This window comes from Celeribacter arenosi (assembly GCF_039539485.1).
Taxonomy (GTDB): Bacteria; Pseudomonadota; Alphaproteobacteria; order Rhodobacterales; family Rhodobacteraceae; genus Celeribacter; species Celeribacter arenosi.
This window is the reverse complement of the sequence record NZ_BAABDF010000006.1, coordinates 58,950-85,560: the sequence shown is the minus strand read 5'-3', so window position 1 is coordinate 85,560 and position 26,611 is coordinate 58,950. Positions and strand designations below refer to the sequence as shown.

The 26,611-nt window shown below is 62.7% G+C and carries 28 protein-coding genes; 15 read left to right on the top strand and 13 right to left on the bottom strand.

Features of this window, described 5'->3' with window-relative positions:
* The first annotated feature begins 49 nt into the window (after positions 1-49).
* Positions 50-964 carry a pirin family protein gene (locus ABD815_RS06295; protein WP_344845123.1) on the top strand — a complete coding sequence of 305 codons (915 nt, stop codon included), beginning with the start codon at positions 50-52 and terminating at the stop codon, positions 962-964.
* A 93-nt stretch (positions 965-1,057) separates the two neighbouring features.
* Here the strand turns inward: ABD815_RS06295 and ABD815_RS06290 are convergent, their stop codons facing one another.
* Complete coding sequence (locus ABD815_RS06290; protein WP_344845120.1) at positions 1,058-1,255, bottom strand: CsbD family protein; 198 nt, start codon at positions 1,253-1,255, stop codon at positions 1,058-1,060.
* A 173-nt stretch (positions 1,256-1,428) separates the two neighbouring features.
* On the opposite strand from ABD815_RS06290, the gene ABD815_RS06285 reads away from it, so the two are divergent.
* The gene (locus tag ABD815_RS06285; protein WP_344845117.1) at positions 1,429-2,010 is read left to right on the top strand and encodes a hypothetical protein; all 582 of its coding nucleotides are present in this window, start codon (positions 1,429-1,431) and stop codon (positions 2,008-2,010) included.
* 56 nt (positions 2,011-2,066) lie between these two features.
* Here the strand turns inward: ABD815_RS06285 and ABD815_RS06280 are convergent, their stop codons facing one another.
* Positions 2,067-3,053, bottom strand: coding sequence for a 2-hydroxyacid dehydrogenase (locus tag ABD815_RS06280; protein WP_344845115.1), 987 nt, complete (start codon positions 3,051-3,053; stop codon positions 2,067-2,069).
* Positions 3,054-3,224: 171 nt separating this feature from the next.
* Between ABD815_RS06280 and ABD815_RS06275 the strand changes: the two genes are divergently transcribed.
* Together ABD815_RS06275 and ABD815_RS06270 are read left to right on the top strand one after the other, a co-directional pair.
* Complete coding sequence (locus ABD815_RS06275; RefSeq protein ID WP_344845111.1) at positions 3,225-3,845, top strand: SH3 domain-containing protein; 621 nt, start codon at positions 3,225-3,227, stop codon at positions 3,843-3,845.
* A 26-nt stretch (positions 3,846-3,871) separates the two neighbouring features.
* The gene (locus tag ABD815_RS06270; protein WP_344845108.1) at positions 3,872-4,762 is read left to right on the top strand and encodes a cation diffusion facilitator family transporter; all 891 of its coding nucleotides are present in this window, start codon (positions 3,872-3,874) and stop codon (positions 4,760-4,762) included.
* Here the strand turns inward: ABD815_RS06270 and ABD815_RS06265 are convergent.
* From ABD815_RS06265 to ABD815_RS06245, 5 genes are all read right to left on the bottom strand, one after another.
* A complete protein-coding gene (locus tag ABD815_RS06265; protein WP_344845105.1) occupies positions 4,759-6,780 on the bottom strand; it encodes a M3 family metallopeptidase in 2,022 nt (673 codons plus the stop codon). The two genes, ABD815_RS06270 and ABD815_RS06265, sit on opposite strands and share 4 nt — an antisense overlap.
* A gap of 54 nt (positions 6,781-6,834) precedes the next feature.
* Complete coding sequence (locus ABD815_RS06260) at positions 6,835-7,875, bottom strand: HesA/MoeB/ThiF family protein (RefSeq protein WP_344845101.1); 1,041 nt, start codon at positions 7,873-7,875, stop codon at positions 6,835-6,837.
* Positions 7,872-8,339 carry a dUTP diphosphatase gene (dut, locus tag ABD815_RS06255; protein WP_344845099.1) on the bottom strand — a complete coding sequence of 156 codons (468 nt, stop codon included), beginning with the start codon at positions 8,337-8,339 and terminating at the stop codon, positions 7,872-7,874. The genes ABD815_RS06260 and dut overlap by 4 nt, the downstream gene beginning before the upstream one ends.
* 3 nt (positions 8,340-8,342) lie before the next feature.
* Positions 8,343-9,539 carry a bifunctional phosphopantothenoylcysteine decarboxylase/phosphopantothenate--cysteine ligase CoaBC gene (gene coaBC / locus ABD815_RS06250; protein ID WP_344845097.1) on the bottom strand — a complete coding sequence of 399 codons (1,197 nt, stop codon included), beginning with the start codon at positions 9,537-9,539 and terminating at the stop codon, positions 8,343-8,345.
* A 71-nt stretch (positions 9,540-9,610) separates the two neighbouring features.
* Positions 9,611-10,492: an RNA polymerase factor sigma-32 gene (locus ABD815_RS06245; RefSeq protein WP_344845094.1), complete on the bottom strand. Its 882-nt coding sequence runs from the start codon at positions 10,490-10,492 to the stop codon at positions 9,611-9,613.
* Between the two features lie 105 nt (positions 10,493-10,597).
* Between ABD815_RS06245 and cobU the strand changes: the two genes are divergently transcribed.
* The 4 genes from cobU (at position 10,598) to ABD815_RS06225 (ending at position 14,059) form a co-directional block, all read left to right on the top strand.
* Positions 10,598-11,131 carry a bifunctional adenosylcobinamide kinase/adenosylcobinamide-phosphate guanylyltransferase gene (cobU, locus tag ABD815_RS06240; protein ID WP_344845091.1) on the top strand — a complete coding sequence of 178 codons (534 nt, stop codon included), beginning with the start codon at positions 10,598-10,600 and terminating at the stop codon, positions 11,129-11,131.
* Positions 11,128-11,706 (top strand): histidine phosphatase family protein, encoded by a 579-nt coding sequence (locus ABD815_RS06235; protein WP_344845088.1) that lies wholly within the window; start codon positions 11,128-11,130, stop codon positions 11,704-11,706. Before cobU ends, ABD815_RS06235 begins: the two co-directional genes overlap by 4 nt.
* An 81-nt stretch (positions 11,707-11,787) precedes the next feature.
* A complete protein-coding gene (locus ABD815_RS06230) occupies positions 11,788-12,474 on the top strand; it encodes a glutathione S-transferase (RefSeq protein ID WP_344845085.1) in 687 nt (228 codons plus the stop codon).
* 76 nt (positions 12,475-12,550) lie between these two features.
* Positions 12,551-14,059, top strand: coding sequence for a YifB family Mg chelatase-like AAA ATPase (locus ABD815_RS06225; RefSeq protein WP_344845081.1), 1,509 nt, complete (start codon positions 12,551-12,553; stop codon positions 14,057-14,059).
* Positions 14,060-14,065: 6 nt separating this feature from the next.
* Here the strand turns inward: ABD815_RS06225 and gshB are convergent, their stop codons facing one another.
* From gshB to rsmI, 3 genes are all read right to left on the bottom strand, one after another.
* The gene (gshB, locus tag ABD815_RS06220; RefSeq protein ID WP_344845818.1) at positions 14,066-15,001 is read right to left on the bottom strand and encodes a glutathione synthase; all 936 of its coding nucleotides are present in this window, start codon (positions 14,999-15,001) and stop codon (positions 14,066-14,068) included.
* A 140-nt stretch (positions 15,002-15,141) separates the two neighbouring features.
* Entirely contained in the window at positions 15,142-15,438 is a 297-nt protein-coding gene (locus tag ABD815_RS06215; RefSeq protein WP_344845078.1) for a YraN family protein, read from the bottom strand.
* Positions 15,439-15,522: 84 nt separating this feature from the next.
* Positions 15,523-16,383 carry a 16S rRNA (cytidine(1402)-2'-O)-methyltransferase gene (gene rsmI / locus ABD815_RS06210; RefSeq protein ID WP_344845075.1) on the bottom strand — a complete coding sequence of 287 codons (861 nt, stop codon included), beginning with the start codon at positions 16,381-16,383 and terminating at the stop codon, positions 15,523-15,525.
* Between the two features lie 110 nt (positions 16,384-16,493).
* On the opposite strand from rsmI, the gene ABD815_RS06205 reads away from it, so the two are divergent.
* The 3 genes from ABD815_RS06205 to murJ are packed head-to-tail and all read left to right on the top strand — an operon-like array spanning position 16,494 to position 21,989.
* Positions 16,494-17,672: a penicillin-binding protein activator gene (locus ABD815_RS06205; RefSeq protein WP_344845072.1), complete on the top strand. Its 1,179-nt coding sequence runs from the start codon at positions 16,494-16,496 to the stop codon at positions 17,670-17,672.
* Positions 17,632-20,454 carry a [protein-PII] uridylyltransferase gene (locus ABD815_RS06200; RefSeq protein ID WP_425549848.1) on the top strand — a complete coding sequence of 941 codons (2,823 nt, stop codon included), beginning with the start codon at positions 17,632-17,634 and terminating at the stop codon, positions 20,452-20,454. The genes ABD815_RS06205 and ABD815_RS06200 overlap by 41 nt, the downstream gene beginning before the upstream one ends.
* Positions 20,451-21,989, top strand: a complete 1,539-nt coding sequence (murJ, locus tag ABD815_RS06195) for a murein biosynthesis integral membrane protein MurJ (RefSeq protein ID WP_344845069.1) — start codon at positions 20,451-20,453, stop codon at positions 21,987-21,989. Before ABD815_RS06200 ends, murJ begins: the two co-directional genes overlap by 4 nt.
* An 11-nt stretch (positions 21,990-22,000) precedes the next feature.
* On the opposite strand, the gene ABD815_RS06190 is transcribed toward murJ, so the two are convergent.
* Positions 22,001-22,684, bottom strand: a complete 684-nt coding sequence (locus ABD815_RS06190; RefSeq protein WP_344845066.1) for a rhomboid family intramembrane serine protease — start codon at positions 22,682-22,684, stop codon at positions 22,001-22,003.
* Positions 22,685-22,762: 78 nt separating this feature from the next.
* Between ABD815_RS06190 and trpS the strand changes: the two genes are divergently transcribed.
* The gene (trpS, locus tag ABD815_RS06185; protein WP_344845062.1) at positions 22,763-23,779 is read left to right on the top strand and encodes a tryptophan--tRNA ligase; all 1,017 of its coding nucleotides are present in this window, start codon (positions 22,763-22,765) and stop codon (positions 23,777-23,779) included.
* Positions 23,780-23,798: 19 nt separating this feature from the next.
* Here trpS and ABD815_RS06180 read toward each other — a convergent pair whose 3' ends face one another.
* On the bottom strand, positions 23,799-24,404 hold the full coding sequence (locus ABD815_RS06180) for a TetR/AcrR family transcriptional regulator (RefSeq protein WP_344845060.1): 606 nt from the start codon (positions 24,402-24,404) through the stop codon (positions 23,799-23,801).
* Positions 24,405-24,522: 118 nt separating this feature from the next.
* Between ABD815_RS06180 and ABD815_RS06175 the strand changes: the two genes are divergently transcribed.
* Positions 24,523-24,810: a hypothetical protein gene (locus ABD815_RS06175; protein ID WP_344845058.1), complete on the top strand. Its 288-nt coding sequence runs from the start codon at positions 24,523-24,525 to the stop codon at positions 24,808-24,810.
* Between the two features lie 9 nt (positions 24,811-24,819).
* Complete coding sequence (locus ABD815_RS06170; protein ID WP_344845055.1) at positions 24,820-25,203, top strand: MAPEG family protein; 384 nt, start codon at positions 24,820-24,822, stop codon at positions 25,201-25,203.
* 13 nt (positions 25,204-25,216) lie between these two features.
* On the opposite strand, the gene ABD815_RS06165 is transcribed toward ABD815_RS06170, so the two are convergent.
* On the bottom strand, positions 25,217-25,783 hold the full coding sequence (locus ABD815_RS06165; RefSeq protein ID WP_344845052.1) for a L,D-transpeptidase: 567 nt from the start codon (positions 25,781-25,783) through the stop codon (positions 25,217-25,219).
* Positions 25,784-25,995: 212 nt separating this feature from the next.
* Here ABD815_RS06165 and ABD815_RS06160 point away from each other — a divergent pair, with 212 nt between their 5' ends.
* Positions 25,996-26,484 (top strand): VOC family protein, encoded by a 489-nt coding sequence (locus ABD815_RS06160; protein WP_344845049.1) that lies wholly within the window; start codon positions 25,996-25,998, stop codon positions 26,482-26,484.
* Positions 26,485-26,611: the final 127 nt, after the last annotated feature.

Below are 26,611 nucleotides of genomic sequence, written 5' to 3'. Positions count from 1 at the left end.
GATAGGGGCACAGGCCACATAGTTAACCAAACGCATCTAGGAGTTTGGTATGACATTCCGCCCTGTGAAATCAGAAACCCAAGGACAGGCCACGCTTGAGGGCGCGGGTGTCCATCTGTACCGCGCCTTTGGCTTTCACAAGCCGCGCGAGTTCGATCCGTTTCTGTTGTTTGACGATTTCCGCAACGATGATCCCGCAAAGTTCGAGGCCGGTTTTCCGTGGCATCCCCACCGCGGGATCGAGACGATTACCTATGTGCTCGACGGCGAGGTGGAGCATGGCGACAGCTTGGGCAATCGGGGTGTCTTGGGTGCGGGGTCGGTGCAATGGATGACCGCCGGGTCAGGGATCATGCATCAGGAAATGCCGCGCGGGAACGCCAAGGGGCAGATGCACGGGTTCCAGCTCTGGGCGAACCTGCCGTCGTCTTTGAAGATGACCGCGCCGCGCTATCAGGACATTGCGGGCAGCGACATCGAAGAGGTGATCGACGATGACGGCACGCGGGTGAAGATCGTGACGGGGTCGTTTTGGGGCAAACGCGGGCCGGTGGACGGGATCGCGGCCGATCCGCTCTATCTCGACGTGTCTGTGCCGCCCAACACCACCAAACGCCTGCCGGTGGACACCTATGCCAATACCTTTGCCTATATCTTTGCCGGAACGGGGAGTTTCCGCGACGCCTCTGCGCCCTATGGCGTGCGGGTCGAAAAGGAGGTCGAGGGCGAAGAGATCAACATCCGCGACATGTCGGGCGACCGCACCTTGGTGAACTTTGACACGGGCGATGAGGTCATCGTGCGCGCGGGGCCGGAGGGCATCCGGTTTCTGTTGATCTCCGGTCAGCCGTTGAAAGAACCGGTGGCATGGCACGGGCCGATCGTGATGAACACCCGCGAGGAGTTGATGCAGGCGATGCAGGAATTGCAGAACGGCACGTTCATTCGCGATCAGCGCGGGTAGAAACGCGGCGGGTAGAGACACGACAAAGGCGCGCCCGGGAGGGGAGCGCGCCTACGTCGGTTAATCAGGGAGAGGGAGGGGATCAGGGCATCCTCAGATGCGGTCGAGGAAGTCGTTTACTTCCGCGCGGGCCTGTTCTTTGCTCTTGCCGTAGCGTTCCTGAATCTTGCCTTCGAGTTGGTCACGATTGCCTTCGACCTGATCGAGATCGTCGTTGGTCAATTCGCCCCATTGCTCTTGGGCTTTGCCTTTGAGCTGTTTCCATTTGCCTTGAACTTGGTCCCAATTCATCGGGTCCTCCTTTCGTTGCGGTTCGAAGGAGTAACGCCGAAGGGGGTGGGTAAAGTTCCGTATTATCTTTTGAAGGGAAAATCGCGGTAGGCGGCGATGCGGGACGGAGTGGACGTTTAGATTGACTAATTTTTGTGGTATGCGAGATGAAATTCATTTGCAGGGATCGTACTGTGCAACATTTGGAATCGATGTGGAAAAGTTATAAATTCAAACTCGCACTTAGCATCTTTTGCATTGCAATCGCTCTATTTGATACCTTTTGGAAAACGCTTTCACCTATCGCTGCTGGAGCATTGGCACTAGCAATCGTTCCTTGGGTGCTTGGGATTATTGAGAGAATTAATGCACCAGGTGGTTTCGAGATTGTGTTTGCGAAAGTCGAGGGCCAGTTGGACGCAAGTCAAACTACTCCTGACGAGGAGGACATTAACGCATTCAAGTACTTCGAAGATAATGATCCGAACCTTGGCATCGCGATGCTTCGAGTTCAGATTGAGCGCCGTTTGCGAAAAATCGCTGAAGATGTGTCGCTAGCACCAGATGTAAGAGGGCGACCACGAACACTTCGATCGTTGTCCGAAGATCTTGCCAAGGCGGGGGCCATTCCGGATGAAGCCACGGTGCTTTTGCAAGATTTGATGCCAGTAATGAATGAAGCGGTGCACGGTGTAGATCTTCAATCAAATGCATCGGATTTCGCTCGCAGTTACGGCCCCAAAATCCTCGCTCTGTTGAAGACGGCTTCTAAATAGTTCGTGTAGCACTGGGCTCACAGCAACCCAACGTGGCCTGCAGGCACCGCAGTCTTTCACACCATCGAGGGGACGACCATGTCGGGCGGGCGGTGGCCGTCGGCGTAGGTGTGGATGTTGAGCAGGACTTTTTCACCCATTTCGATGCGCCCTTCGACCGTGGCCGAGCCCATGTGGGGCAGGAGGACGACGTTGGGCAATTCGCGCAGGCGCGGGTTGATCTGGTGGCCGTGTTCGAACACGTCGAGCCCTGCCCCCGCGATGTCGCCAGCGCGCAGGCCACGGGTGAGGGCGTTTTCGTCGATCACCTCGCCGCGTGATGTGTTCACGATCACCGCATCGGGTTTCATGAGTTTCAGGCGGCGCGCGTTGATGAGGTGGAAGGTCGAGGGGGTGTGCGGGCAGTTGATCGACAGGATGTCGACGCGACTGACCATCTGGTCGAGGCTTTCCCAATAGGTCGCGCCGGTCTCTGCCTCGATATCGGGGTGGAGGCGGCGGCGGTTGTGGTAGTGCACGGACATGCCAAAGGCGCGCGCGCGCCGTGCGACGGCCTGACCGATGCGGCCCATGCCGAGGATGCCGATCGCGTGCCCGCCGAGCCGTTTGCCCATGAACGCGGTCGGGGCCCAGCCGGTCCAGATCGCGCTTTGCATGGCGTGTTGGCCCTCAGGGATGCGCCGTGTGAGGGCGAGGATCAAGGCCATGACCATATCGGCGGTGTCTTCGGTGACAACGCCCGGGGTATTGGTGACGAGGATGCCGCGGTGTTGGGCGCTGGCCACGTCGATGTGGTCGACGCCTGCGCCGTAATTGGCGATGAGTTTGAGGCGGCCTTCGCCTGCGGCGAGCATGGCGCTATCGATTCGGTCCGTCACGCAGGGCACGAGGACGTCGGCGCGCAGCATGGCCTCCACGAGTTCCTCGCGGGTCATTTTCGCGTCAGAAGCGCTCAGTTCCACGTCAAACAGCTCTTTCAGGCGGGCCTCCACCGGGTCGGGCAGGTGGCGCGTGACGACGATTTTCAGGGGCGGTTTGGGCATGCTGGGTCCTCAGCGGCTTTCCTTTTCATGTCCATACTGGCAAAGTCCGTCCGGCGGGAGCAAGCCGTAAAGGGCGCAAATCGGGCGCGCGCGACATAGAGGCGCGCACCGGACCGCAGGACGGCCGCGAAACGGTCGCAGAACAGGCAAAAACGAGCGGGACCTTTGGTAATGATTGGCAGTTTTCGGGTGGTGATCTTTGGCTGTGTGGCGATGATCGCGATCCTTTTTTCGGGCGGTGGTTTTGGTGTCAGCCCTGCGGTGGCCCAAGAGGGCACCGGGAGTGCGGTGAGCCAGCCCCATGATGCAGACGAGAACGTGGGCGCCGACGAGGGCGACGAGGGCGACGAGCCCGAGAGGCCTGCGCGCGGATCGGTCACCAATCTGCCCCTGCCCCGCTTTGTCTCGCTCAAGGCCAATGAGGCGAACGTGCGCCGTGGACCATCACTAAGTCACCGGATTGATTGGGTTTTTACCCGCCGTGGCACGCCTTTGGAGGTGATCGCGGAATATGGTCACTGGCGGCGTGTGCGTGACAATGACGGGGCTGTCGGGTGGCTGCATTATTCGCTGATTTCGGGGGTGCGTATGGCGCTCGTCGAGGCGGAGACGGTTGATCTGCATGCCCGTCCTGATCCGACCAGCCCGCTCAACGCCCATGCCGAAAAGGGTGTGATCCTGCGCCTCTTGTCGTGCAAGGTCGACTGGTGCCGCGTGAGCGCGGACGGGTACAAAGGCTGGGTCACCAAGGTCGGTCTATGGGGCATCGGGGCCGACGAGGTTCTGGAATAACGCAGGCGGGTCTGCGAGGGTAAGACATGAGCGATGCGAGCGGACACCATAGTCTGAACATGCGGGCCGGATTGGCCTCGGTCAGTGTGGCGCTGATCCTCGTGGTGGCGAAAATCTGGGCCTTCGGGGCGACGGGGGCGTTGTCTGTGGCGGCGTCTCTGGCCGATAGCGGGCTCGATCTGATGATGGCGATTGGCGGGTTGATCGCGATCTATTACGCCGCGCGCCCCCCCGATGAGGACCACCGTTTCGGCCACACAAGCGCGGAGGATCTGGCCGCCCTCGGGCAGTCGGCCTTCATCCTCGTCTCCGCCGCGATCATCGCGGTGAGCGGGGTGCGCCGGTTGCTCGCGCCCGAGCCGGCGGTGATGGCCCAAGAGGGGCGCGGCGTGGTGGTGATGGTGTTTTCCATCGTCCTGACCATCGCATTAGTCCTTTGGCAACAACGGGTTGCGCGCACCACAGGGTCCAAAGTCGTGGCCGCCGACCGGTTGCATTATGTGGGCGATTTGATCCCCAACATCGGGGCGATCATTGCGCTCGGCGCGTCGGCGTTTTTCGGGGTGACCTCGATTGACGCGGTGGTTGCATTGGGCGCTGCGGCGTTGATCGCGGTGGGGGCATTGCGTCTGGGCAAACGGGCGTGGGACGCGTTGATGGACCGCTCCGCACCCGCCGAGGTGGTGGCCGAAATCGAGGCGATGACGGATCAGACCGAGGGCGTGCATGCCTTTCACGATCTCAAAACGCGCATGGCCGGATCAAAGCCGTTCATCCACATCCACATCGAACTGGATGGGGATCAGAGCCTGCGCGAAGCCCATGCGATCTCCGCGCAGTTGAAGTCCGATATCCTCGCCGCCTACCCCAACGCCGATGTGATTATTCACAAAGACGTCGCGGGCGAGGCGGATTAGGCGGGCAGCAATCCGCGCCCTTTGAGCAACGCCTCTACCCCCGGCATGCGGCCGCGGAATTCGGTGTAGAGGTCTTCGGGGTCGCGCGAGCCGCCGGTGGACAGGATCGCGGCCTCCAGCCGTTTGGCGGTGTCCGCATCGAAGGCACCGTTTTCATCGAAGGCCTCGAAGGCATCGGCGTCCATGACCTCCGACCACATGTAGGAATAATAGCCCGCCGAATAGCCGTCGCCGGAGAAGACATGCGCGAAATGCGGGGTCGCGTGGCGCATGGTGATGGCGTGGGGCATGCCGATCCGGTCGAGCGTTTCGGCCTGCGCCTGTATCGGGTCGGTGGGCGCGGGGCCGTCGTGGAAGTCGAGATCGACGAGCGCGGAGGCGACGTATTCCACGGTCGCGAACCCTTGGTCAAAGGTCTGGGCCGCGAGCAGCCGGTCGAGCATGTCACGCGGCATGGGTTCACCGGTCTCGGCGTGGGTGGCAAACTCTTCGAGGACCTGTGGCACGTCGAGCCAGTGCTCATAGAGCTGCGAGGGCAGTTCGACGAAATCGCGCGCCACGGAGGTGCCCGAAATCGACGGGTAGGTGACGTTGGAGAGCATCTGGTGCAGGGCATGGCCGAACTCGTGGAAGAGCGTCTTTGCATCATCACAGGACAGGAGTGCGGGCTGTCCTGCCGCCGGTTTGGCAAAATTGCACACGTTTACGACGATGGGCTGGATGTCCCCGTCGAGCTTTTGTTGCGACCGCATCGCCATGCACCACGCGCCGGATCGTTTGGAGCCGCGCGCGTAGTAATCACCGAGGAATGTGGCCACGGGTTCACCGTTTCGCGTCACGCTCCAGACCGACACATCGGCGTGGTAGGCGGGCAGATCGAGGCGCTCGAATTCGAGGCCGAAGAGGCGCGTGGCGCAGGTGAAGGCGGCCTCTATCATGCGGTCGAGTTGCAGATAGGGTTTGAGGGCGGCTTCGTCGAGGCCGTGTTCGGTGCGGCGGCGTTTCTCGGCGTAGTAGCGCCAATCCCATGGTTCGACGGGGGCGGAGAGGCCATCGGCCACTAGCATTTTTTCAATGATTTCCGCGTCTTGCTGCGCAGCATTTTTTGCGGGCTCCCAGACGGACATCAACAGGTCACGCACGGCGTCGGGGGTTTTGGCCATCTCGGTTTCGAGTTTATAGGCGGCGAAGCTGTCGTAGCCGAGGAGTTTGGCGCGCTCTTCGCGCAGGGCGAGGATTTCGGCGGCATTGGCGCGGTTGTCATGGTCGTTGCCGTTGGCGCCGCGCGCGGTCCATGCGCGAAACGCCTTTTCGCGCAGGTCGCGGCGGGTCGAAAATTGCAGGAACGGCACAATGAGCGAGCGCGAGAGCGTCAGGACCGGACCGTCCTGCCCTTTGTCTTCGCCTGCGGCGCGCGCAGCGGAGATGACGAAGTCGGGCAGACCGTCGAGGTCGGCCTCCGCGAGCGGCATGAACCACGCGCGCTCATCGGCGAGCAGGTTTTGGGAAAAGGCGGTGCCGAGCGTGGCCAGACGCGATTTGATCGCGGCCATGCGCGCCTCTGCGACCTCATCGAGCGCGGCACCGGCACGGATGAAGGAGCGGTGGGTGAGCATCAAAACGCGGGCCTGCTCGGGGGTCAGATCGAGGGTGTCGCGGGCATTCCACAGCGTTTCGATCCGCGCGAAGAGGGCGGAATTCGAGGTGATTTCAGAGGCATAGCCGGCAAGGCGCGGGGAGAATTCGCGTTGGAGTTCTTCGCGGGTATCGTTGCTGTCGGCGCCGGAGATGCCAAAGAAGACGCCGAGCACGCGCGAGAGAAGGTCGTCGGCGCGCTCATAGGCGTCGATGGTGTTCTCAAATGTCGGCGGCTCGGGGTTGTCGGTGATCGCCTTGACGGCGGCGCGGCCTGCGTCGAGGGCGGCCTCGAAGGCGGGTTTGAAATGGGCGTCCTCGATCAGCTCGAAGGGCGGCAGATCAAAGGGGGTGTTCCAGTCGGTGAGAAGCGGATTGGTCATCAGGGACTCCTTTTACGCGAATTTAGGGGCGCCGCGCGGCAGGTTAAAGGCGGATCACCCGCAAACGGGGCAATCGGCGCGCTTTTTGGTGCGAATGGTGCGGGTTTCGGTGTGCAGCGCATCATAGATGAGCAGGCGTCCCGACAGGCCCGTGCCCGCGCCGGTGATTTCCTTGACCGCTTCCATAGCGAGCATGGTGCCGAGGATGCCGGGCAGCGGGGCAGCGACGCCGGCCTCGGCGCAGGTCGGGACCATGTCGGGGGATGGGGAATTTGGGAACACACATTGATAGCAGGGCGCGTTTTCGCCAGAATTATATGTGCTGATTTGACCTTCCCATTGCGTGATCGCGGCGGCGAGGAGGGGTTTATGCTGCGCAGCGCAGAGCCGGTTCACGAGGTAGCGGGTGTCGAAATTATCGCAGCCATCAATGACCATGTCGTACTCGGCGATGAGCGCGCCGCAGGTTTCGTCAAAGCGGCGGTTGTAGGGGCGCAAGGTGACGTGGGGGTTGAGGGCGGCGACGGCTTCGGCGGCGGAGAAGACCTTTGGCATGCCGATGCGGGCGTCGGTGTGGATGACCTGACGTTGCAGGTTGGAGAGGTCCACGATGTCGTCGTCGATCACGCCCAGAGTGCCCACGCCGGAGGCGGCGAGATATTGGATGACGGGGGCGCCAAGACCCCCTGCCCCGATGATTAACACACTGGTTTCTTTGAGTTTTTTCTGACCCGGGCCGCCAATGTCGCGCAGCACGATGTGGCGCATGTAGCGGTCGAGTTCGCCCGCCGTGAAGGGGCCGTTTGATGCGGGGTCGGGTTGGGCGGGATCGGGTTGTGCGGTGGCGGGCGTGGCGCGCGCGCGCAGGCGGCGCAGGAGAAGGCGGTAGCTGGTGACGATGGCGGCAAATGCGCCAAGCAGGAGCCATTCGCCAAGGCGCCCGCCGAAGGGCTGCGCGCCCTCGGGCAGGATCGCCACGGCGAGCAGGACGGCGAGGTAGAGCACGCCGATCATCGCCCAACGCGCGCGCGCGGGGGCACCGGTATAGGCGCCCACGCCCCAAAGCGCGGCGGCGAGGGCGAGAAAGAGGATCATGTCCGGCCTGTGGAGCCGAAACCGCCAGCGCCGCGTTGCGTGTCACCGAGGTCGGTGGCGAGGGCGAAATCACCCTGTAGCACCGGGGCGAGGACCATTTGCGCGATGCGTTCGCCGTGGGTGATCGTAAAGGGCGCGTCGCCGTGGTTCACCACGATCACGCCCACGGGGCCGCGATAATCGGCGTCGATCGTGCCCGGTGAATTGACCAGCGTGATGCCGTGTTTGAGGGCGAGGCCGGATCGCGGGCGGATCTGGACCTCATAGCCGCGCGGGATTTCCATGGCAAAGCCGGTGGGGATGAGGGCGCGCGCACCGGGGGGCAGTGTGATGCCGTCGCGGTTCTCGGGCGGGAAGTTGGCGCGCACATCCGCGCCCGCGGCCTGTTCGGTGGCGTAATGTGGCAGAGCGATGTCGCGGTCCGCACCCTCAAGCCATTGTATTTTCAGCGCGATTTTCGACATGGCCTAGCCGTTCAGAGCGGCGGCGATGCGCGCGGCGAGGGTGCGGGCGACCTCTGATTTGGCCATGCGGGGCCAGTTTTCGAGGCCCTCGGCGGTGATCAGGGTGACGTCGTTTTCGGAGCCGCCCATGATGCCGGTTTCCGGCGAGACGTCATTGGCCACGATCCAGTCGCATCCTTTTCGCGCGCGTTTTGCGGTGGCATGCGCGATGACATCGTCGGTTTCGGCGGCAAAGCCCACGACCAATGCGGGGCGGTTCTTTTTCAGGGCGGAAACGCCGGCCAATATGTCTTCGTTTTCCGAAAATGTGATTTCAGGCAGCTTTCCGTTTGTTTTTTTGATCTTTGACCCGCTCGCCGAAGTGACGCGCCAATCGGCGACGGCGGCGGCGAAGATGGCGGCATCGGCAGGCAGGGCGCGATCCACGGCGGTTTTCATCTCTGCGGCGGTTTGCACGGCGATGACATCGACACCTTGGGGCGGGGGCACGTCTGCGGGGCCGGTCACGAAGCTGACGCGCGCGCCGAGATCGCGCAGGGCGGCGGCGATGGCGGTGCCTTGGGCGCCCGACGACCGGTTGGCGATGTAGCGCACGGGGTCGATGGGTTCATGGGTCGGGCCGGAGGTGACGAGGATATGTTTGCCTTTGAGCGGGCCGTCGCCCAGCGCCGCAGAGGTGGCGGCGATGATATCGGGGACCTCGGACATGCGCCCGTAGCCGAATTCGCCACAGGCCATCGGGCCCTCGTCGGGGCCCACAAAGAGCACGCCGTCGGATTTGAGCGTGGCGACATTGCGCTGCGTAGCGGGGTGTTCCCACATTTTGACATTCATCGCGGGGGCGACGAGGACGCGTTTGTCGGTGGCCATCAGCAGCGTGGAGGCCAGATCATTGGCCAGCCCGTTTGCCATTTTGCCCAGGAGGTCAGCGGTGGCGGGGGCGACGACGACGAGGTCTGCGAGGCGGCTGAGTTCGATATGGCCCATCTCGGCCTCGTCGGTGAGGTCAAAGAGGTCGCGGTAGCATTTCTCGGCGCTGAGCGCAGAGACGGAGAGCGGGGTGACGAATTCCTCGGCGGCTTTGGTCAGCACGGGCACGACGCGCGCGCCCTCATCGCGCAGGCGGCGGATCAGATCGAGCGATTTGAACGCCGCGATGCCGCCACCGATGACGAGGAGTATGGTCTTGTCGACGAGCATATATGCGCCCCCTTGAACGTGATGAACAAGGTGTAAGCGGGCGTCCGCGTGATCGCAAGCGCGGCCGTCCCTCAGACCAGCATCGACGAGAGCGCTTCGCCATGCTGTTCGAGCGTGCGGCGCATTTTGACGTAGGCGGCGGCTTCGAGTTGGCGCACGCGTTCCTTGGACAGGCGCAGCTCTTCGCCGAGGCTTTCGAGGGTGCGGGGATCGTCGGCCAGTTTGCGTTGGCGCAGGATGAAGCGTTCGCGTTCCGACAATTCGTCCATCGCCTCGCTGATCCAGCGGCGCAGTTGGGCCTGATCGTGGTCCTCGGAGACGCGTTCGGCGGTGGTTTCGCCCTCATCGGCCAGCGTGTCGATCCATTCGCGCCCTTCTTCGTCGCCCGATTGCTGGGCGTTGAGCGAGAAATCGGAGCCCGACAGGCGTCCGTCCATCATCTCCACATCGCGCAGGGGAACGCCGATTTCCATGGCGATCCGTTGCAGCAATTGCGCGCGGTCGAGGTTTTCGCCCCGATTGGCGGCTTCGCGTTCAAAGCGGGCCTGCACGCGGCGCATGTTGAAGAACAGCGATTTTTGCGAAGAGGTCGAGCCGGTGCGCACCAGCGACCAGTTGCGCATCACATAGTCCTGCACGGAGGCTTTGATCCACCAGACCGCGTAGGTCGAAAAGCGCACGCCGCGGTCGGGGTCGAATTTGTCAGCCGCCTTCATCAGGCCGAGACCCGCCTCCTGAATGAGGTCGTTCATCGGGGCGCCGTAGCGTTTGAATTTTGCAGCCTGCGAGATCGCCAGCCGCATGTAGGCGGTGATCAATCGGTGCAGGGCGGCTTCGTCGCGGTTGTCACGCCATGCGATGGCGAGATTGCGTTCTGTGTCGGCGTCCAGCATCTCTGCCTTCATCGCGCGACGCGGAAGGGCGTTGTCGTGAGCCATTGTGTCGAGTGCCATGTCATCCTCCAAAATTGGTGCCGCGGGTTCTTCGACCGTTTGCGGGTGTTGGCTACTCCTGTTACGCAACATTAACGCATCGAGATGACACACGGTTTCACGAACATGTGCGAAAGATTCACACTTCTTCTGGGCGGGGCTTCTTCGGGGAAGTCTTCGGCGGCGGAAAAGATATGCGTTTCCAGTGGTTTGGACAGGATTTATCTGGCCTCGGCGCAGCTATACGACGAAGAGATGCGCACAAAGGCTGCGCAACACCGCACAGATCGGGGCCCGGATTGGCGCACAATCGAGGAGCCTCTTAACGCCTCAGAGGTGATTTTTTCGGCAAGTGACGGTGAAATCCTGCTCTTTGACTGTGCGACGATGTGGCTGACGAACCATCTTTTGGCCGAAAACGACCTGATCGCCGAGTCGGCGCGTCTGATGGAGGCGCTGCGTGAGACGCGCGCGCGGGTGGTGGTGGTGTCCAACGAAGTGGGTCTGGGGATTGTGCCCGAGAACGCCTTGGCGCGCCGGTTTCGCATCGAACAGGGGGCGCTGAACGCGCAACTGGCGGGCGCGGCGGATTGCGTGGTGGGCGTGATGGCGGGGCTGCCGTTTGTGTTGAAGGGCGCGATGCCAGAGGCGCTCGGGTGAGCGGGGTCAGTCGCCTGTGGTTGGTGCGCCATGGTCCCACCCATGCCAAGGGCTTTGTCGGGTGGACCGATTTGCCCGCCGACCTGTCGGATGTGGCGACGATTGCGCGGCTCGAGGCGGCTTTGCCCGATGTGCCGGTGATCTCCTCTGACCTGACACGCGCGGTGAAAACGGCGGATGCGATTCAGGCCACGCGGGCCCGCCTGCCCCATGATCCGCGCCTGCGCGAGACGCATTTCGGGGCGTGGGAGGGGCTGACATGGGCCGAGGTCGAGGCGCGGGACCCGCATCTGACGCGCGGGGTGTTCGAAACACCCGGGGAGAGTGCACCGCCCGGCGGGGAGAGTTGGAATGCCTTCGGCGCGCGGGTCAGCGAGGCGGTTGCGGGCCATGGCGATGTGATCGTGGTGGCGCATATGGGGGTGATCCTGTCGCTGTTGCAAAAGGCGCTGAACTGTCCTGCCGCGGAGGTTTTGGGCCACGAGATCGCGCCGCTGTCGCTGAGTGTGATTGCCCGCCACGGCGATTGGGCGCAGGGGGCGTGGGAGGCCGAGCGGATCAATCACTTTCCTTGATCGGCCCCATTGCCAGATAGCGTTTTGGCGATGGCGACCCCTCGTTTAGGGTTTTGCGAAAGCCCCATCAGGAGACGCAAAATGACCTACGATCTATACATCGGCGACCAGACATTTTCGAGTTGGTCGCTGCGCGGGTGGTTGCTGTTCCACAAGTTCGACGTGCCTGTGCGCACGCATCTGGTGGGACTCTTTAACGGGAAGATGGCGCAGGAGATGGAACCGCTTGCGCCGGCGCGGTTGGTGCCGACGATGCGCACGCCCGCCGGTGAGGTGGTCGGTGAAAGCATCGCCATGCTCGAAACGCTGGCCGAGGAGAACCCCGATGCGGGCCATTGGCCGCGTGATGCGGCGGCGCGGATCTATGCGCGTTGGTTAGTGGCGGAGATGCACAGTGGGTTTGGGGCGTTGCGCTCTGCCTGTCCGATGCAATTGCTGCATGTCTATGACGGGTTCGAGGTCTCCGATGCGGTGAAGGGTGATCTGGCGCGCATCGAGGAGTTGTTTGCGCGCGCCTTTGAGCGGTTTGGGGGATCGGGGCCGTGGTTGTTCGGGGATTATTCGGCAGCGGATGCGTTTTATGCGCCGGTTGCGGCGCGCATTGTGGGATATGACCTGCCTGTGTCGGATCGGCTGGCCGCCTTTGCGATGGCGCATCTGGAGGATGAGGCGTTTCGCACATGGCGTCGCGAGGGGGCGAAAAAGTCCTATGATCCTGTGCCTTACGCGATGGATATCGCGACCAAGCCTTGGCCTGTGGCGCTGTGAGGGCGCGCGCTTCTTAACCCTTCGCTAACCATAACCGCGCTACAGCGGTTAAGAATGGTTAAGCTCGGAGGGCCAGGTGGTCGCACGCACTTTTACCGTCGCCTTTGAAGGCGTCGAAGCCCGTCGCGTGGAGGTCCAATGCGCCGTTTCGCCGGGATTGCCGTCATTCGCCATCGTCGGGCTGCCCGATAAGGCAGTGAGCGAGGCGCGCGAAAGGGTGCGGGCCGCATTGGGAGCGATGCAGATCGCCCTGCCCTCCAAAAAGATCGTCATCAACCTGTCGCCTGCGGACCTGCCCAAGGTGGGATCGCATTTCGATTTGCCCATCGCGTTGGCGGTTTTGGCGGCGATCGGGGTTTTGCCCGAGGATCGCATAGAGGCCTGTCTGTCGCTGGGGGAACTGGCGCTGGATGGATCGCTGGTCGGGGTCAACGGGGCGCTGCCTGCGGCGTTGAAGGCGGCGGAGCTCGATTGCGTGCTGGCCTGCCCGGACGCTTGCGGGGCGGAGGCCGCGTGGGTCGGGGCGACGCCGGTTTTCGCGGCCCGCACGCTGACGCAGCTACTGCGCCATTTCACCGGAGATCGACCGCTGCATGCCGCCGAGCCCGGTGAGGTAAGCGATGAGGTTTTCGGGCGTGATCTGCGCGATGTGAAGGGGCAGGAAAAGGCCAAACGCGCGCTCGAGATTGCGGCGGCGGGGCGTCATCACCTGTTGATGGTGGGCACGCCGGGGTCGGGGAAATCCATGTTGGCGGCGCGTTTGCCGACGATCCTGCCGCCTCTGGGCGCGCAGGAGGCGTTGGAGACATCCGTGATCCATTCGCTCGCCGGTCTGATCGAGGACGGCGGCATTTCCCGTGTGCGCCCGTTTCGCGAACCCCATCACACGGCGTCCATGGCGGCGATTGTGGGCGGTGGGCGCGGGGCGCAACCCGGTGAGATATCGCTGGCGCATAATGGTGTGCTGTTTCTGGATGAATTGCCGGAATTTCCGCGTGCGGTTCTCGAAACCTTGCGCCAGCCGGTTGAATCGGGGGCGGTGATGGTGGCGCGCGCCAATGCCCATATCAGCTACCCTGCGCGGTTCATGTTGGTGGCGGCGGCGAACCCGTGCAAATGCGGGTATATGCCCGATCCTGCGCGGGCCTGTTCCAAGGCGCCGGTGTGCGGGGGCGATTATTTGGGGCGGGTGTCGGGACCGTTGATGGACCGGTTTGATCTGCGCCTCGATGTGCCGCCGGTTGCCTTTGGTGATCTCGAATTGCCGGGCAGTGGCGAGAGTTCGGCCACGGTGGCAGCCCGCGTGCGTGCGGCGCGCGATATTCAGGCGGCGCGTTATGCGGGTAGCGATGCGCGCAGCAATGCCGATGCGGAGGGCGCGACCTTGGATGCCACGGCCACGCCGGATGCCGAGGGGCGCGACATGCTCACGCGGGCGGCAGAAAGGCTCGGGCTTTCGGCGCGCGGGTATCACCGCGTTTTGCGCGTGGCGCGTACGATTGCGGATTTGGCGGGCGAGGCGGATGTGCGCCGCCCCCATGTCGCGGAGGCTTTGAGTTACCGATCGCTCGGCGCGCAGATGTGAACGCGCCTAGCCGACGCGGCCCTCGATCGCGACCCAGATCGCCTCGGCGGCATTGGTGCCGTCAAAGCGTTCGAGTTCCTGAATGCCGGTCGGTGAGGTCAGGTTGATTTCGGTGAGGTAGTCGCCGATCACGTCGATCCCCACAAAGACCTGACCCTTTTCGCGCAGGAGCGGGCCGATGGCGTCGCAGATTTCGCGGTCGCGGTCCGTGAGGCCGATTTTTTCGGGGCGTCCGCCGACGTGCATGTTGGAGCGGGTTTCCCCCGCCTGTGGCACGCGGTTGATCGCGCCGACGGGGTCGCCGTCCACGAGGATGATGCGTTTGTCGCCCTTGGACACGGCGGGCAGGAATTTCTGCACGATCAGGGGTTCGCGCGAGAAGCCGGTGAAGAGTTCGTGCAGCGAGGACAGGTTGCGGTCGTTTTCATCGAGGCGGAACACGCCCGCGCCGCCATTGCCGTAGAGCGGTTTGAGGATGATGTCGCCGTGCTTTTCCTTGAACGATTTGATCGTGGCGAGGTCGCGCGCGATGGCGGTGGGCGGCGTGAGGTCGGGAAAGCGCAGCACGAGCAGTTTTTCGGGGTAGTTGCGCACCCAGAACGGGTCGTTGACGACCAGCGTTTCGGGGTGGATCAGGTCGAGGATATGGGTGGTTGTGATGTAGCCCATGTCGAACGGCGGATCCTGGCGCAGCCAGACGACGTCGTAGTCCGACAGGTCGACTTCCTGCATGTCGCCGGCGGTGAAATGGTTGCCCTCTTCGCGGCGCACCGTGACGGGCCAGCCGCGCGCGGTGACGCGGCCTTCCTGAAAGGCGAGGTGGTCGGGCGTGTAGTAAAACAGGCTATGCCCGCGTGCCTGCGCCTCTTCCATGATGCGGAATGTGCTATCGGCATTGATGTTGACGGGGGCGAGCGGGTCCATCTGGACCGCGATTTTCAGGGAACGTGGCAGGGAACGGGGGCTGGTCAAATCTGGGCTCCTCAGGGCTTTCCCCTTAGATGGACCATGCGCGGGTGGCGTTCAATGGTCTTGTCGGAACGCGCGGGCGCATGTGGCTGTGCGCGCCCGCACCGATGGGGTCAGGAGTAGGCTGTGACGTTCTCGTAGAGGGTGATTGCGCCACTGGCGTCCACGAAGCCGGCATCGATGCGGAAATCGGTGAGCGCGCCACCCATATATTCCTCTGCCGCGCGCGCGATGCGGGCGAGTTGGGCGGGGCGCAGGAGGTCTGTGGCCTGCGCAAGGGTGCGCGATGTTTTGACCTCCACGAAGATGGTGAGGTCACCGTGGCGCGCGATCAGGTCGACTTCCCCTGCCCGTCCGCGCCAGTTGGTTTCCACCACCTCGCCGCCCTTTTCGGTGTAGTGGCGCGCCACGACACCCTCGGCGGCGTGACCGGCGTGGTAGTTGTGCGTGCCGCGTCTGGCGCGCGCGCTCGGGGCCGGATCGGTGGGCAGGGGTCAGTCCTTTGCGGTGCGGGCGAGCGCCAGTTGATAGACGTCGCGTTTCTTCAATCCGTATTTTGCCGCGACCTCTGCGGCGGCGTCTTTGACGCTCGACGATTTGAGGGCGGCGTCGAGGGCGGCCTCCACGTCCTCTTCCTGTGGCGCGGCGGCTTCGGCGTATCCGACGAGCATCACCACCTCGCCTTTGAGCGTCACGTCGGCGAGATCGTCGGCCAATGAGGCGAGCGTGCCACGGCGCACTTCCTCGAATCGTTTGGTGAGTTCGCGGCAGATCACCGCGGGGCGGTCTGGTCCGAAAGTGTCGGCGAGTTCGGTTAAGGTGCGGTTGACGCGTTTGGGGCTTTCGTAAAAGGCCAGAGTGGCGCGCAGGGGCGAGAGTTCGTCAAACATGCGCCGGCGCGCGCCTGCGGTGGAGGGCGGGAAGCCCGCAAACAGGAAGCGGTCGGTGGGCAGGCCCGAAATCGACAGCGCGGCGATCACCGCCGAGGGACCGGGGGCCGATGTTACGGGAATATCGGCGGCAATCGCGTCCCGTCCGAGCACAAATCCCGGGTCGGCCACCAGCGGTGTTCCCGCCTCCGAGGCATAGGCGAGCGATTTGCCCTGCGCCATCAGGCCGAGCAGGCGCGGGCGCGCGGAGGCACCGTTGTGATCGTGGTAGGCGATGATGTGGCGACCGGCGAGAGGGATGCCGTGGATCTCCATCAAATGGCGCAAAGAGCGCGTGTCCTCGGCGGCCAAGACATCGGCAGAGGCCAGAATGTCGAGCGCGCGCAGGGTGATATCGCGCGCGTTGCCGATCGGCGTTGCGACGAAATAAAGTCCGGCGGGAAGCTGCTTGATTTCGAAATTCACATGACATTCCGTTCTTTGCGGCGTTTACACATCGGGAGGGCTCCCGTAGATTGCCCCTCAATTCGCACACCCCGTCATGGGGTTCCTGTTGCCTGAAGTGAGGTTTACCCATGTTCGCTGTTCTGCGTGTCGCCCGCAAGTCGCTCTCGAAACTTGTACTGGCGCTGTCCTTTGTTGCGCTTGCCGCCTGTGACCAGATTGCCGTGCCCAGTGCCGGTGGTCCGAAAATCAACACCAACGCGCCGGTTCCGGTCGCCCTGTTGGTGCCCTACGAATCTGCGCAAGGCGGGGATGCGGCGGTGGCCAAATCGCTCGAAAACGCGGCGCGACTGGCGATTGCGGACCTCGACGGGGTTCAAATCGACCTGCGCGTCTATGCGACGGGCGGTCAGGCAGAGCGGGCCAATGCGGCCGCGACACGTGCAGTCAACGAAGGCGCGAAAATCATTCTCGGGCCGCTATATGGCGGGTCTGCCAAGCTCGCCGGGATTGCGGCGGCGACCAAGGGCGTGAACGTTCTGTCCTTCTCCAACAACCCCGCGATTGCCGGCGGGAACGTGTTTATCCTCGGCCCGACCTTTGACAATACGGCCAGCCGTCTGGTGTCCTACGCGGCCTCCAAAGGCAAACGCAACGTGATGATCGTTAGCGGCCAGAGTGCCGCCGAAGCCGCCGGTGCCGCCGCCATCAAGGGCGCGATTGCGCGCAGCGGGGCCAATCTGGTCGCCGAGCAGAGTGTCGAGTTGAGCCAGCAGGGCGTGGTCAATGCGATCCGTCCGATTGCGAACACGGCGAAGTCGACCGGCGCGGATGCGATTTTCTTTACCTCCGGCAATGATGGCGCGATGCCTCTGTTTGCGCAGATGTTGCCCGAGAACGGGATCAAATCGCCGAACCCGCAGTTCATCGGGTTGCAGCGGTTGAACGTGCCCTCCTCGGCGCTCAGCGTGCCCGGTCTGCAGGGGTCGTGGTTTGCACTGCCCGACCAGAAACTGGCCACCACATTTGCGAACCGCTACAGCGCCGCCTATGGCGCACAACCCCATGCGCTGGCCGGTCTCGCCTATGACGGGATCGCGGCAATCGGGGCTTTGGTGCAAAGCGGTTCGTCCGATGCGCTCACCGCTCAGGCGTTGACGCGCAATTCCGGCTTCGTGGGTGTGAACGGCGTGTTCCGTTTGCGCAGCGACGGCACCAACCAGCGTGGCCTGTCCGTCGCCACGATCCAGAACAATCAGGTAATTGAGATTGACCCCGCACCCCGCGCCTTCGGTGGCGCCGGTTTCTAAGGAACCGACGCTCCGCACCTTCGTCCCGCCCCCTCCGGGGGAATTGATCTGCGACGAAAAAGTCATTTTTGACATTGATGCGGTCGAGGCCGCGTTAAAGGACGCATGGGCGTCGGCGGAATCGCCGGCCGATGTGCGCGCCGCCACGATTGGCGTGGTCGATGCCGCCAACCAGAACGGGCGCGCGGTGATTGCCGCAGCCATCAGCGAGGCGCCACGCAATGCGCGCCCTGCGGTGCATGCCTATGCGTGGCTGACCGATTGCATCGTCACCACCGTGCTCTACACGGCGATGGTCAAATTGCACCCCAACCCCAACCCCACGCAGGGCGAGCGCATCGCGGTGCTGGCCGTGGGCGGGTATGGTCGCGCGGAGATGTCGCCCTATTCGGACGTCGATCTGTTGTTTTTGGCCCCCCATAAGGTCACCGGATGGATCGAAAGTGTGGTCGAGAGCATGCTCTACATGTTCTGGGATCTGCATTTGAAGGTCGGACATTCGACGCGCACGGTGCGCGATTGTCTGCGGTTGGGCAAAGAGGACTTCACCATTCGCACGGCGATGTTGGAGACGCGGTTTCTGGCCGGAAACGAAGATCTGGCCCATGATCTGCATGTCAAATTGCGCTCGGAGTTGTTTCGCAACACAGCGCGCGAGTTCATCGAGGCGAAGTTGGAAGAGCGCGCCGAGCGCCACCGCAAGCAGGGCGGCCAGCGCTATGTCGTGGAGCCCAATGTCAAAGAGGGCAAAGGCGGATTGCGCGATTTGCAGTCGCTGTTCTGGATCGCGAAATACGTCCATGGCGTTCGCAAGGCGCATGATCTGGTCAAGGCCGGATTGTATACCGCCGATGAATACCGCCAGTTCTCGGAGGCCGAGACGTTTCTGCACGCGACGCGTAATGCGCTACATCTGACGACCGAGCGGGCGATGGATCAATTGACCTTTGATCTGCAGGTCGAGGTCGCAGAGCGGCTCGGGTACGTCGACCATTCGGGGCGGCGCGCGGTCGAACATTTCATGCAGGACTATTTCCGCCACGCCACGCGGGTGGGCGAGTTGACGCGGATTTTCCTGACCGCGCTGGAAGATGCCCACGTCAAACAGACGCCCAAACTGCAACGTTTCCTGAGCCGCCGCGTGAAGGTGGCCAAGGGTTTCAGCGTCGAAAACGGGCGTCTGCGGGCCGAGGATCCGAAGGCGTTTCTGGCCGACAAGCTCAATCTGTTGCGGGTCTTTGCGGAGGCCTTGCGCACCGGCTATCTGCTCCACCCCGATATGATGCGTCTGATTGCCGCCAACCTCGACGTGATCGATCAGGACATGCGCGAGACGCCTGAGGCACAGCAGACGTTTCTCGACCTGATGCTCAAACACGGCAACCCCGAACGGGCGCTGCGGCGGATGAATGAATTGGGGGTTCTGGGCGCGTTTATTCCCGAATTCCAGCACATCGTCGCGATGATGCAGTTCAACATGTATCACAGCTACACGGTCGACGAGCACACGATCCAATGCATCTCCGTGCTCAGCCAGATCGAGCGGGGCGAGTTGCATGAGGAGTTGCCTGTCGCGTCGGGCATTCTCAAAACCGGAGTGAACCGCAAGGTGTTGTTCGTGGCGCTGTTGCTGCACGATATCGGCAAAGGGCGCGACGAGGATCATTCGGTGATCGGGGCACGGATCGCGCGCAAGGTGGCGCCGCGTCTGGGGCTGAAACCATCGGAATGCGACACGGTCGAATGGCTGGTGCGCTATCATTTGTTGATGTCGGATATGGCGCAGAAACGCGATATTTCCGACCCGCGCACGGTGCGTGATTTTGCCAAGGCGGTGAAGACGCGCGAGCGGTTGGATTTGTTGACGGTTCTGACGGTCTGCGACATTCGCGGCGTGGGACCGAATGTGTGGAACAACTGGAAAGCGCAACTGTTGCGCGGGCTGCACCATCAGACGTCCTTTGCGCTCGAACACGGGCTCGAAGAGGTCAACCGCGAGTTCCGCGAAGGCGAGGCTAAGCGGGCGCTGCGCGAGGCCTTGGGCGATTGGACCACGGCGGAAAAGCGCGCCGAAACCCAACGCCATTACGGGCCGTACTGGCAGGGGTTGCCGACCTCTGCGCATGTGATCTTCGCAGGGCTTTTGCAGGGGATCAGCAACGATGAAATCCGCATCGACCTGCATCCAGACGAGGACCGCGATGCGACGCGGGCCTGTTTCGCGCTGGCCGACCATCCGGGTATTTTCTCGCGTCTTGCCGGGGCACTCGCGCTGGTGGGGGCCAACGTCGTCGATGCGCGCACCTATACGTCCAAAGACGGCTATGCGACGGCGATTTTCTGGGTTCAGGACGCCGATGGCAATCCCTATGAGCAGTCCCGCCTGCCCCGTCTGCGCCAGATGATCGGCAAGACGTTGAAGGGCGAAGTTGTGGCGCGCGATGCGCTCAAATCGCGCGACAAGATCAAGAAGCGCGAGAGCAAATTCAACGTGCCCACGTCGATCACATTCGACAATGAGGGCTCCGAGATTTTCACCATCATCGAGGTGGATACGCGCGACCGTCCCGGATTGTTGTTCGATCTGACGCGGGAGTTGGCCTCTAACAGCATTTCCATCGCATCGGCGCAGATCGCCACCTATGGCGCGCAGGTCGTGGACAGTTTTTACGTGAAGGACATGTTCGGGATGAAAATCCACGCCGAACCCAAGCAGCGTGCGCTCGAGAAAAAGCTGCGCACGGCGATTGAATCCGGCGCATTGCGGGCGCTTAAGGGATGAACCCGATCCGCCTGTTGCGCGGCTTTGTGACGGTGGGGGGATGGACCCTCATGAGCCGCATTTTGGGGTTTGTGCGCGACGCCTTGATCGCCGCCTTTCTGGGGGCAGGACCGGCGGCGGAGGCCTTTGTGGTCGCCTTTTCGCTGCCCAATATGTTCCGCCGGTTTTTCGCGGAAGGCACGTTGAACGTCGCCTTTGTGCCGCTGTTTTCCAAAAAGGTCGAGGCGGGCGAGGATGCGCGCGCCTTTGCCGAGGATACGCTATCGGCGCTGGCCGCCATGCTGTTGGTTTTGACCGTGGCGGCGATGATTTTCATGCCCGCGCTGGTCACTGTGATGGCGGCCGGTTTCATCGGTGATGCGCGGTTCGATTTGGCCGTGGATTATGGGCGCGTGACCTTTCCCTATGTGCTGTTCATCTCGCTCGGGGCGCTGTTTTCGGGTGTTTTGAACGCCACGGGGCGGTTTGCGGCGGCGGCGGCGGCGCCTGTTTTGCTCAACGTGATCCTGTCGGGGGCGATGATTGTTGCCGCGCGGATGGGCGCGGATGTGGGGCGGGCGTTGATTTGGGCCGTGCCTGTGGCCGGTGTTGCGCAGTTGAGCGTCGTCTGGGTCGCGGCAGCCAAGGCGGGGTTTTCCCTGCGCCCGCGCCTGCCGCGCATGACGCCGGAAATGAAGCGGCTGTTGATTTTGGCGGGGCCTGCGGCGCTGGCCGGTGGGGTGGTGCAGATCAATCTGTTGGTCGGTCGTCAGGTCGCCAGTTTTTCGCAGGAAGGCGCGTTGCAGTATCTCAACCTCGCCGACCGGCTCTATCAATTGCCGCTCGGCGTGGTGGCGATTGCGATCGGGATCGTATTGCTGCCCGATCTGGCGCGCCGGTTGCAGGCGGGCGATAGTGCGGGCGCGCGCGATGCCTATAGCCGTGCATTCGAATTCGCGCTGTTGCTGACGGTGCCTGCGGCGGTGGCGTTGATCGTGATCCCCGAGCCGTTGATTTCGTTCCTGTTCCAACGCGGGATGTTCACGCCGGAAGATGCGCAAAAGACGGCATGGGCGGTGGCGATCTACGGGCTCGGACTGCCCGCGTTCGTTCTGCAAAAGGTGCTCCAGCCGCTCTATTTCGCGCGCGAGGATACCCGCACGCCGTTCCGTTTGGCGGTGGTGGCGATGGTGATCAATGCGGTGGCCGCGGTCGGCCTGTCCTTTGTGATCGGCTTTTATGCGGCGGCGGTGGCGACGAGCCTCGCGGCGTGGACCATGGTTGCGCTGTTGTGGCGGGGCAAAAAGAGCATGGGCGAAGGCGCGCATCTGGACGCGCGCGCGATCCGGCGGGCACCGCGTGTGCTGGCCGCCTCTGTGGCGATGGGTGTCGTGCTCTACGCGTTGGAGTATCTGTTGGGGCCGGTGTTTGATCTGTCACGCGGGCTCGGCACGCTGATGCTGGTGGCGGGCGGGATCGTGGCCTATTTCACCCTCGCGCAGATGTTTGGCGCGATGCGGTTTGGCGAATTGAAACGGTCGATGCGGCGCGGGTAGACGCGGCGCCTTTATCGTTGCCGGATGCGTTGGAACAGGCGCGGAATGGCACCGGGCACCATGGCGGCAGCGAGCACAAACCCCGCCGCGAAGCCTGCAATATCGGCCACGAGGTCGGGCGGCAGGCCGTTGAAGATCGCGAAGATCAGGCGGATGGCGACCAGAAATCCGATCAGGCGGAAAGCGGTAAAGGCGTTTTTGCCCATCGCGCCGAGGCCGACCCAGAGCAGGAATGTATAGGCGCCCAGAAACCCGAAGGCCGCCGGATAGCCCCCCACCAGCGGTCGGCTGCTATCAAGGATCAGCCCGTAGGCGAGCGATCCGGCCAGTGTCGAAACCACGAAGAGCGCGATGACGGCGATATTGCCGAAACGTTCGCCGACCATTTTGCCAAATGCCAGAACGAAGACCGCGACCATCAGGGCGTGGACCATCGAGGCGTGCACGAAGGCGTAGGTGAAAAAGCGTTGGGCGTGTTCGAAGGGCCAGTAGTTTTTGAGCATCATTTCTTCGAAAATCACGTCAAAGAAGGTGTAGGTTTCCATCGCGTGGATGCGCCATCCGACCGCATTCGGGCCGCCGATGATGCCATAGGAGCCGACCTGAAACAGCAATTCGATGCCTGTGATGACGATCACCAGCGCCCAGACGGCGGGTGGCAGGGCGTTAAAGGGGCTTTCGGGTAGGTCGGACATTGGTGCGCGTTCCTTGACGGAGGTTTCGCACCTAGGTATGCGACAGGCGCGACGAAATCCAGCAGGACGGAGACTTTCATGGCCGATACGGCGTTTACCCCCCGTGTGTTTTCCGGCATCAAGCCGTCTGGCGGTCTGACGCTTGGCAATTATCTCGGGGCGATCAAACGCTTTGTGGATATGCAGGGCGGGGATTTCGAGACGATTTATTGCGTGGTCGACATGCATGCGGTCACCGTCTGGCAGGATCCCGCAGATCTACGGGTGGCGACGCGCGAGGTGGCTGCGGGCTATCTGGCCGCCGGTGTTGATCCTGAAAAGTCGGTTCTGTTCAACCAGTCGCGGGTGACGGGACATGCCGAGCTCGGGTGGTTGTTTTCCTGTGTGGCGCGTGTCGGGTGGATGAACCGGATGACGCAGTTCAAGGACAAGGCGGGCAAGAATGCCGAGGCCGTGTCATTGGGTCTCTATGCCTATCCGGCGCTGATGGCGGCGGACATCCTGCTCTATCATGCGACCCATGTGCCGGTCGGTGAGGACCAGAAACAGCACGTCGAATTGACCCGCGATATCGCGGCCAAGTTCAACCACGACTATAAAGTCGATTTCTTCCCCCAGACCAATCCGGTCATCGAGGGGCCTGCGATGCGGGTGATGAACCTGCGCGACGGGACCAAGAAGATGTCGAAATCCGGCGAGAGCGACATGGAGCGGATCAATATGCTCGATGATGCCGATGCGATTGCCAAGAAATTCAAGAAGGCGCGCACCGATCCCGCGCCCCTGCCCGAGACGGTGGAGGGGTTGGCCGATCGCCCCGAGGCGCGCAATCTGGTCAACATCTATGCCGCGCTGGCCGATATCACCAATGAGGCGGTGATCGAGGAATATGCGGGGGCGGGATGGGGTCGCTTTAAACCGGCGCTGGCGGAGTTGGCGGTCGAAAACCTCGCGCCGATTTCGAGCGAGATGAAGCGTTTGATGGATGACCCTGCAGAGATCGACCGGATCATGGCGCGCGGGGCCGAGCGGGCGCGCGAAATCTCCGATCCGATTTTGGCGAAGGCCTACGATATCATGGGGTTCGTGCGCTAGGACGCGCGAGGGGCGCGGTTCAGGCCGCGGCCCCTGCATCGCCCGCACAGGCGGCGAGGGCCATGTCGCGGGCTGCGACGCGCACGTTGTCGGCCAGATCGCTATCGGGCAGCGTGCGCGCGAGGATCATCCCGCCCACACAGAGCGCCGCGATGGCCATGGCGCGGTCGCGCGCGGCGGGGGTTGTGCCGCCCAGATTGGCCTCAAACAGCCAGACCATTTCCGACAAAAGCTTTGAATAGGCGGCGCGCACTTCGGGCGAGCTGCGCGCGACATCCGAGGAGAGCGCGATCAGGGGGCATTGCGCCTCCAGCTCTCCCAGATGCGCCGCGGAGAGATAGCCCGCGATCATCCGTTCGGCCATGATTTGGTGGCAGGCATGGGGGTCGACGCCCGCCCGTGCGCGCCACTCGGCACCCTGCCCCATGAGAAAGCTGTCGACGGCGGCGGCAAACAGAGCCTCTTTGGAGGTGAAATGGGCATAGAACCCGCCGCGCGTGAGGCCGGCGCGTTCCATCACCATGTCGATGGTGACCCGATCATAGCCGTGGGTGTTGAACAGTTGGCGCGCTGCCTCGACGATGCGGGCGCGGGTCTTTTGTTTGTGGTCCTTCGGGTAGGGCATGGAAACCTCTTTGTCGGCAAATGCGAAGAGCCTAACCCATGTTCGCAATATGTTCTTGAACATATTCTGGCTTCGGTGATTCTAGGGGTATGGACACCCATCATCGAAAGGAAATCACATGTCGAAATTTGTTCTGATCTTTCGCGGCGGCGCGCCGTCGTCCCAGGAGGAAGGCGAGAAAATGATGGTCGATTGGACCGCATGGCTCGGCGGGATGGGCGACGCCGTTCTGGATGCGGGTGAAGCAGTTGGCACGTCGCAGTTCATTGGCGCCAAGAGCGATCCGGTGTCGGGCTACATGAAAATCGACGCCGCGGATATGGACGCGGCCATGGCCCATGCGCAGAAATGTCCGATCCTCACCCTCGGCGGGAGCATCGAAATCGCCCCTGCCCTCGAAATGTGAGGCGGCACTATGACCCCGACCGATATTCCCGTCACCCTGACCTTCATTGCAATCTGCGCCGCGCTTTTGGTGCCATTTACCGCGTGGATCGGCACCTATCGCGGGGCGCATAACATCCTGCGCGGTGACGGGGGCGATCCGGTTTTGTTCAAACGCATCCGCGCGCATGGCAATTTCATCGAAACCGCGCCGCTCATCGCGCTGGCGATCTTTGCGGCGGAGACGATGGGGCTTAGCGCGGGGTGGCTATGGGCGGCGGTGGCGTCCTTTGCCATCGGGCGGGTGATGCATTGGGTGATCTACGACAACAAGGCGCGCGGCGGCGCGATGTTTCTGGTCACCGCGCCGGGGCTGTTGCTCGGCGTTTGGGTTTTGCTGCGTCTGTGGACGTGAGGCGGCGGGGCGCTCAGATCACGCGGACCTGAGTGCCCACGGGCACGCGTGAATAGAGGTCGGCGATCATTTCGTTATAGAGCCCGATACAGCCATCCGAGGACAGGCGGCCGATCTTGCGCGTGTCGTGGGTGCCGTGGATCCGGTAGTATTGCCACGACAGGTAGAGCGCGTGGGTGCCGAGCGGGTTTTTCGGACCTGCGGGCACGACGCGGGGCAGCGAGGGGTCGCGTTCGCGCATTGACGGCGTCGGGGTCCATGTCGGGCCTTCGACCTTTTTGATGACTTCTGTGTAGCCCCGTTTGGTGAGTTCTTCGGAGATCGGCACGGAGGTCGGGTAGAGTTTGTAGTCGCCATCGACGCTCCAGAAATGCAGCGCGCGGGAAACGGTGTCAGCGACGATTGCGCCTTTGCCGATCTGGTCGAAATGGTCCTGCCACGCGACGGTGCGAAAGCTGGAAATGTTGCGCCGTGTGGTTGTGGTGACAGGGCGGTCCGCCTCCTGCGCCCGTGCGGCAGTAGCCACGAAGGGGGCGGCGAGTGTCAGGGCGAGAAAGCGGCGTTTGGTGAGGTGGGTCATCGGGTTGTCGGAGCTTTCGTTGGGGTGGGCGACTGCTGTGAGGGGCGTTTTTGGACAACTTCGGTCATCGGGCGACAAATTCACAACTCACAATGTGGTGTGCGGGGGGATCTGGCGCGGGTCGAGTGTGCGCAAAATGAGGGACACTGCGCATAAATGGAATATTGTGTGCGCAGGATAACGGATTATCTTCGGATCAAAGGAGATTTCCCATGCCCCCGATCCATCCCGAAACGACCGTTGGTCACATCCATCTCAAAGTCAGCGACCTTGAACGCTCCATCGCCTTTTACCGCGATGTGCTCGGGTTCGAGTTGCAGCTGCGCTACGGCAAGCAGGCCGCGTTTTTGAGCGCGGGCGGCTATCATCACCACATTGGCCTCAATACCTGGGAAAGCGAGGGCGCCGCGCCCGGACCGCGCCGCCAACCCGGCCTGTATCACGTCGCCTTTCTTTATCCGTCGCGTCATGCGCTCGCCGTGGCGATCCAGCGTTGTATGGATGCGGGCGTGGTTTTTGAGGGGGCGGCGGATCATGCGTTGTCCGAAGCGATCTATCTGAGCGATCCGGACGGCAATGGTATCGAGCTCTATCGTGATCGCCCGCGCGAGGAATGGCCACGCGATGAAAACGGCACCTATGCGATCGTCAACGAGCCTCTCGATCTCGACGGGATCATGGCAACGCTCGACACGCCGTGAGTGTCATACGCCCGATTCAAAAGGCGCATACCCTGTGACCACGAAGCGCCGGACACCAGCGTCCGTCCCCGAGCTGTTACGTCCCAAAACCGGCAGGCTTCGCAGGATCGTTTTCCCCGAGCGTTCC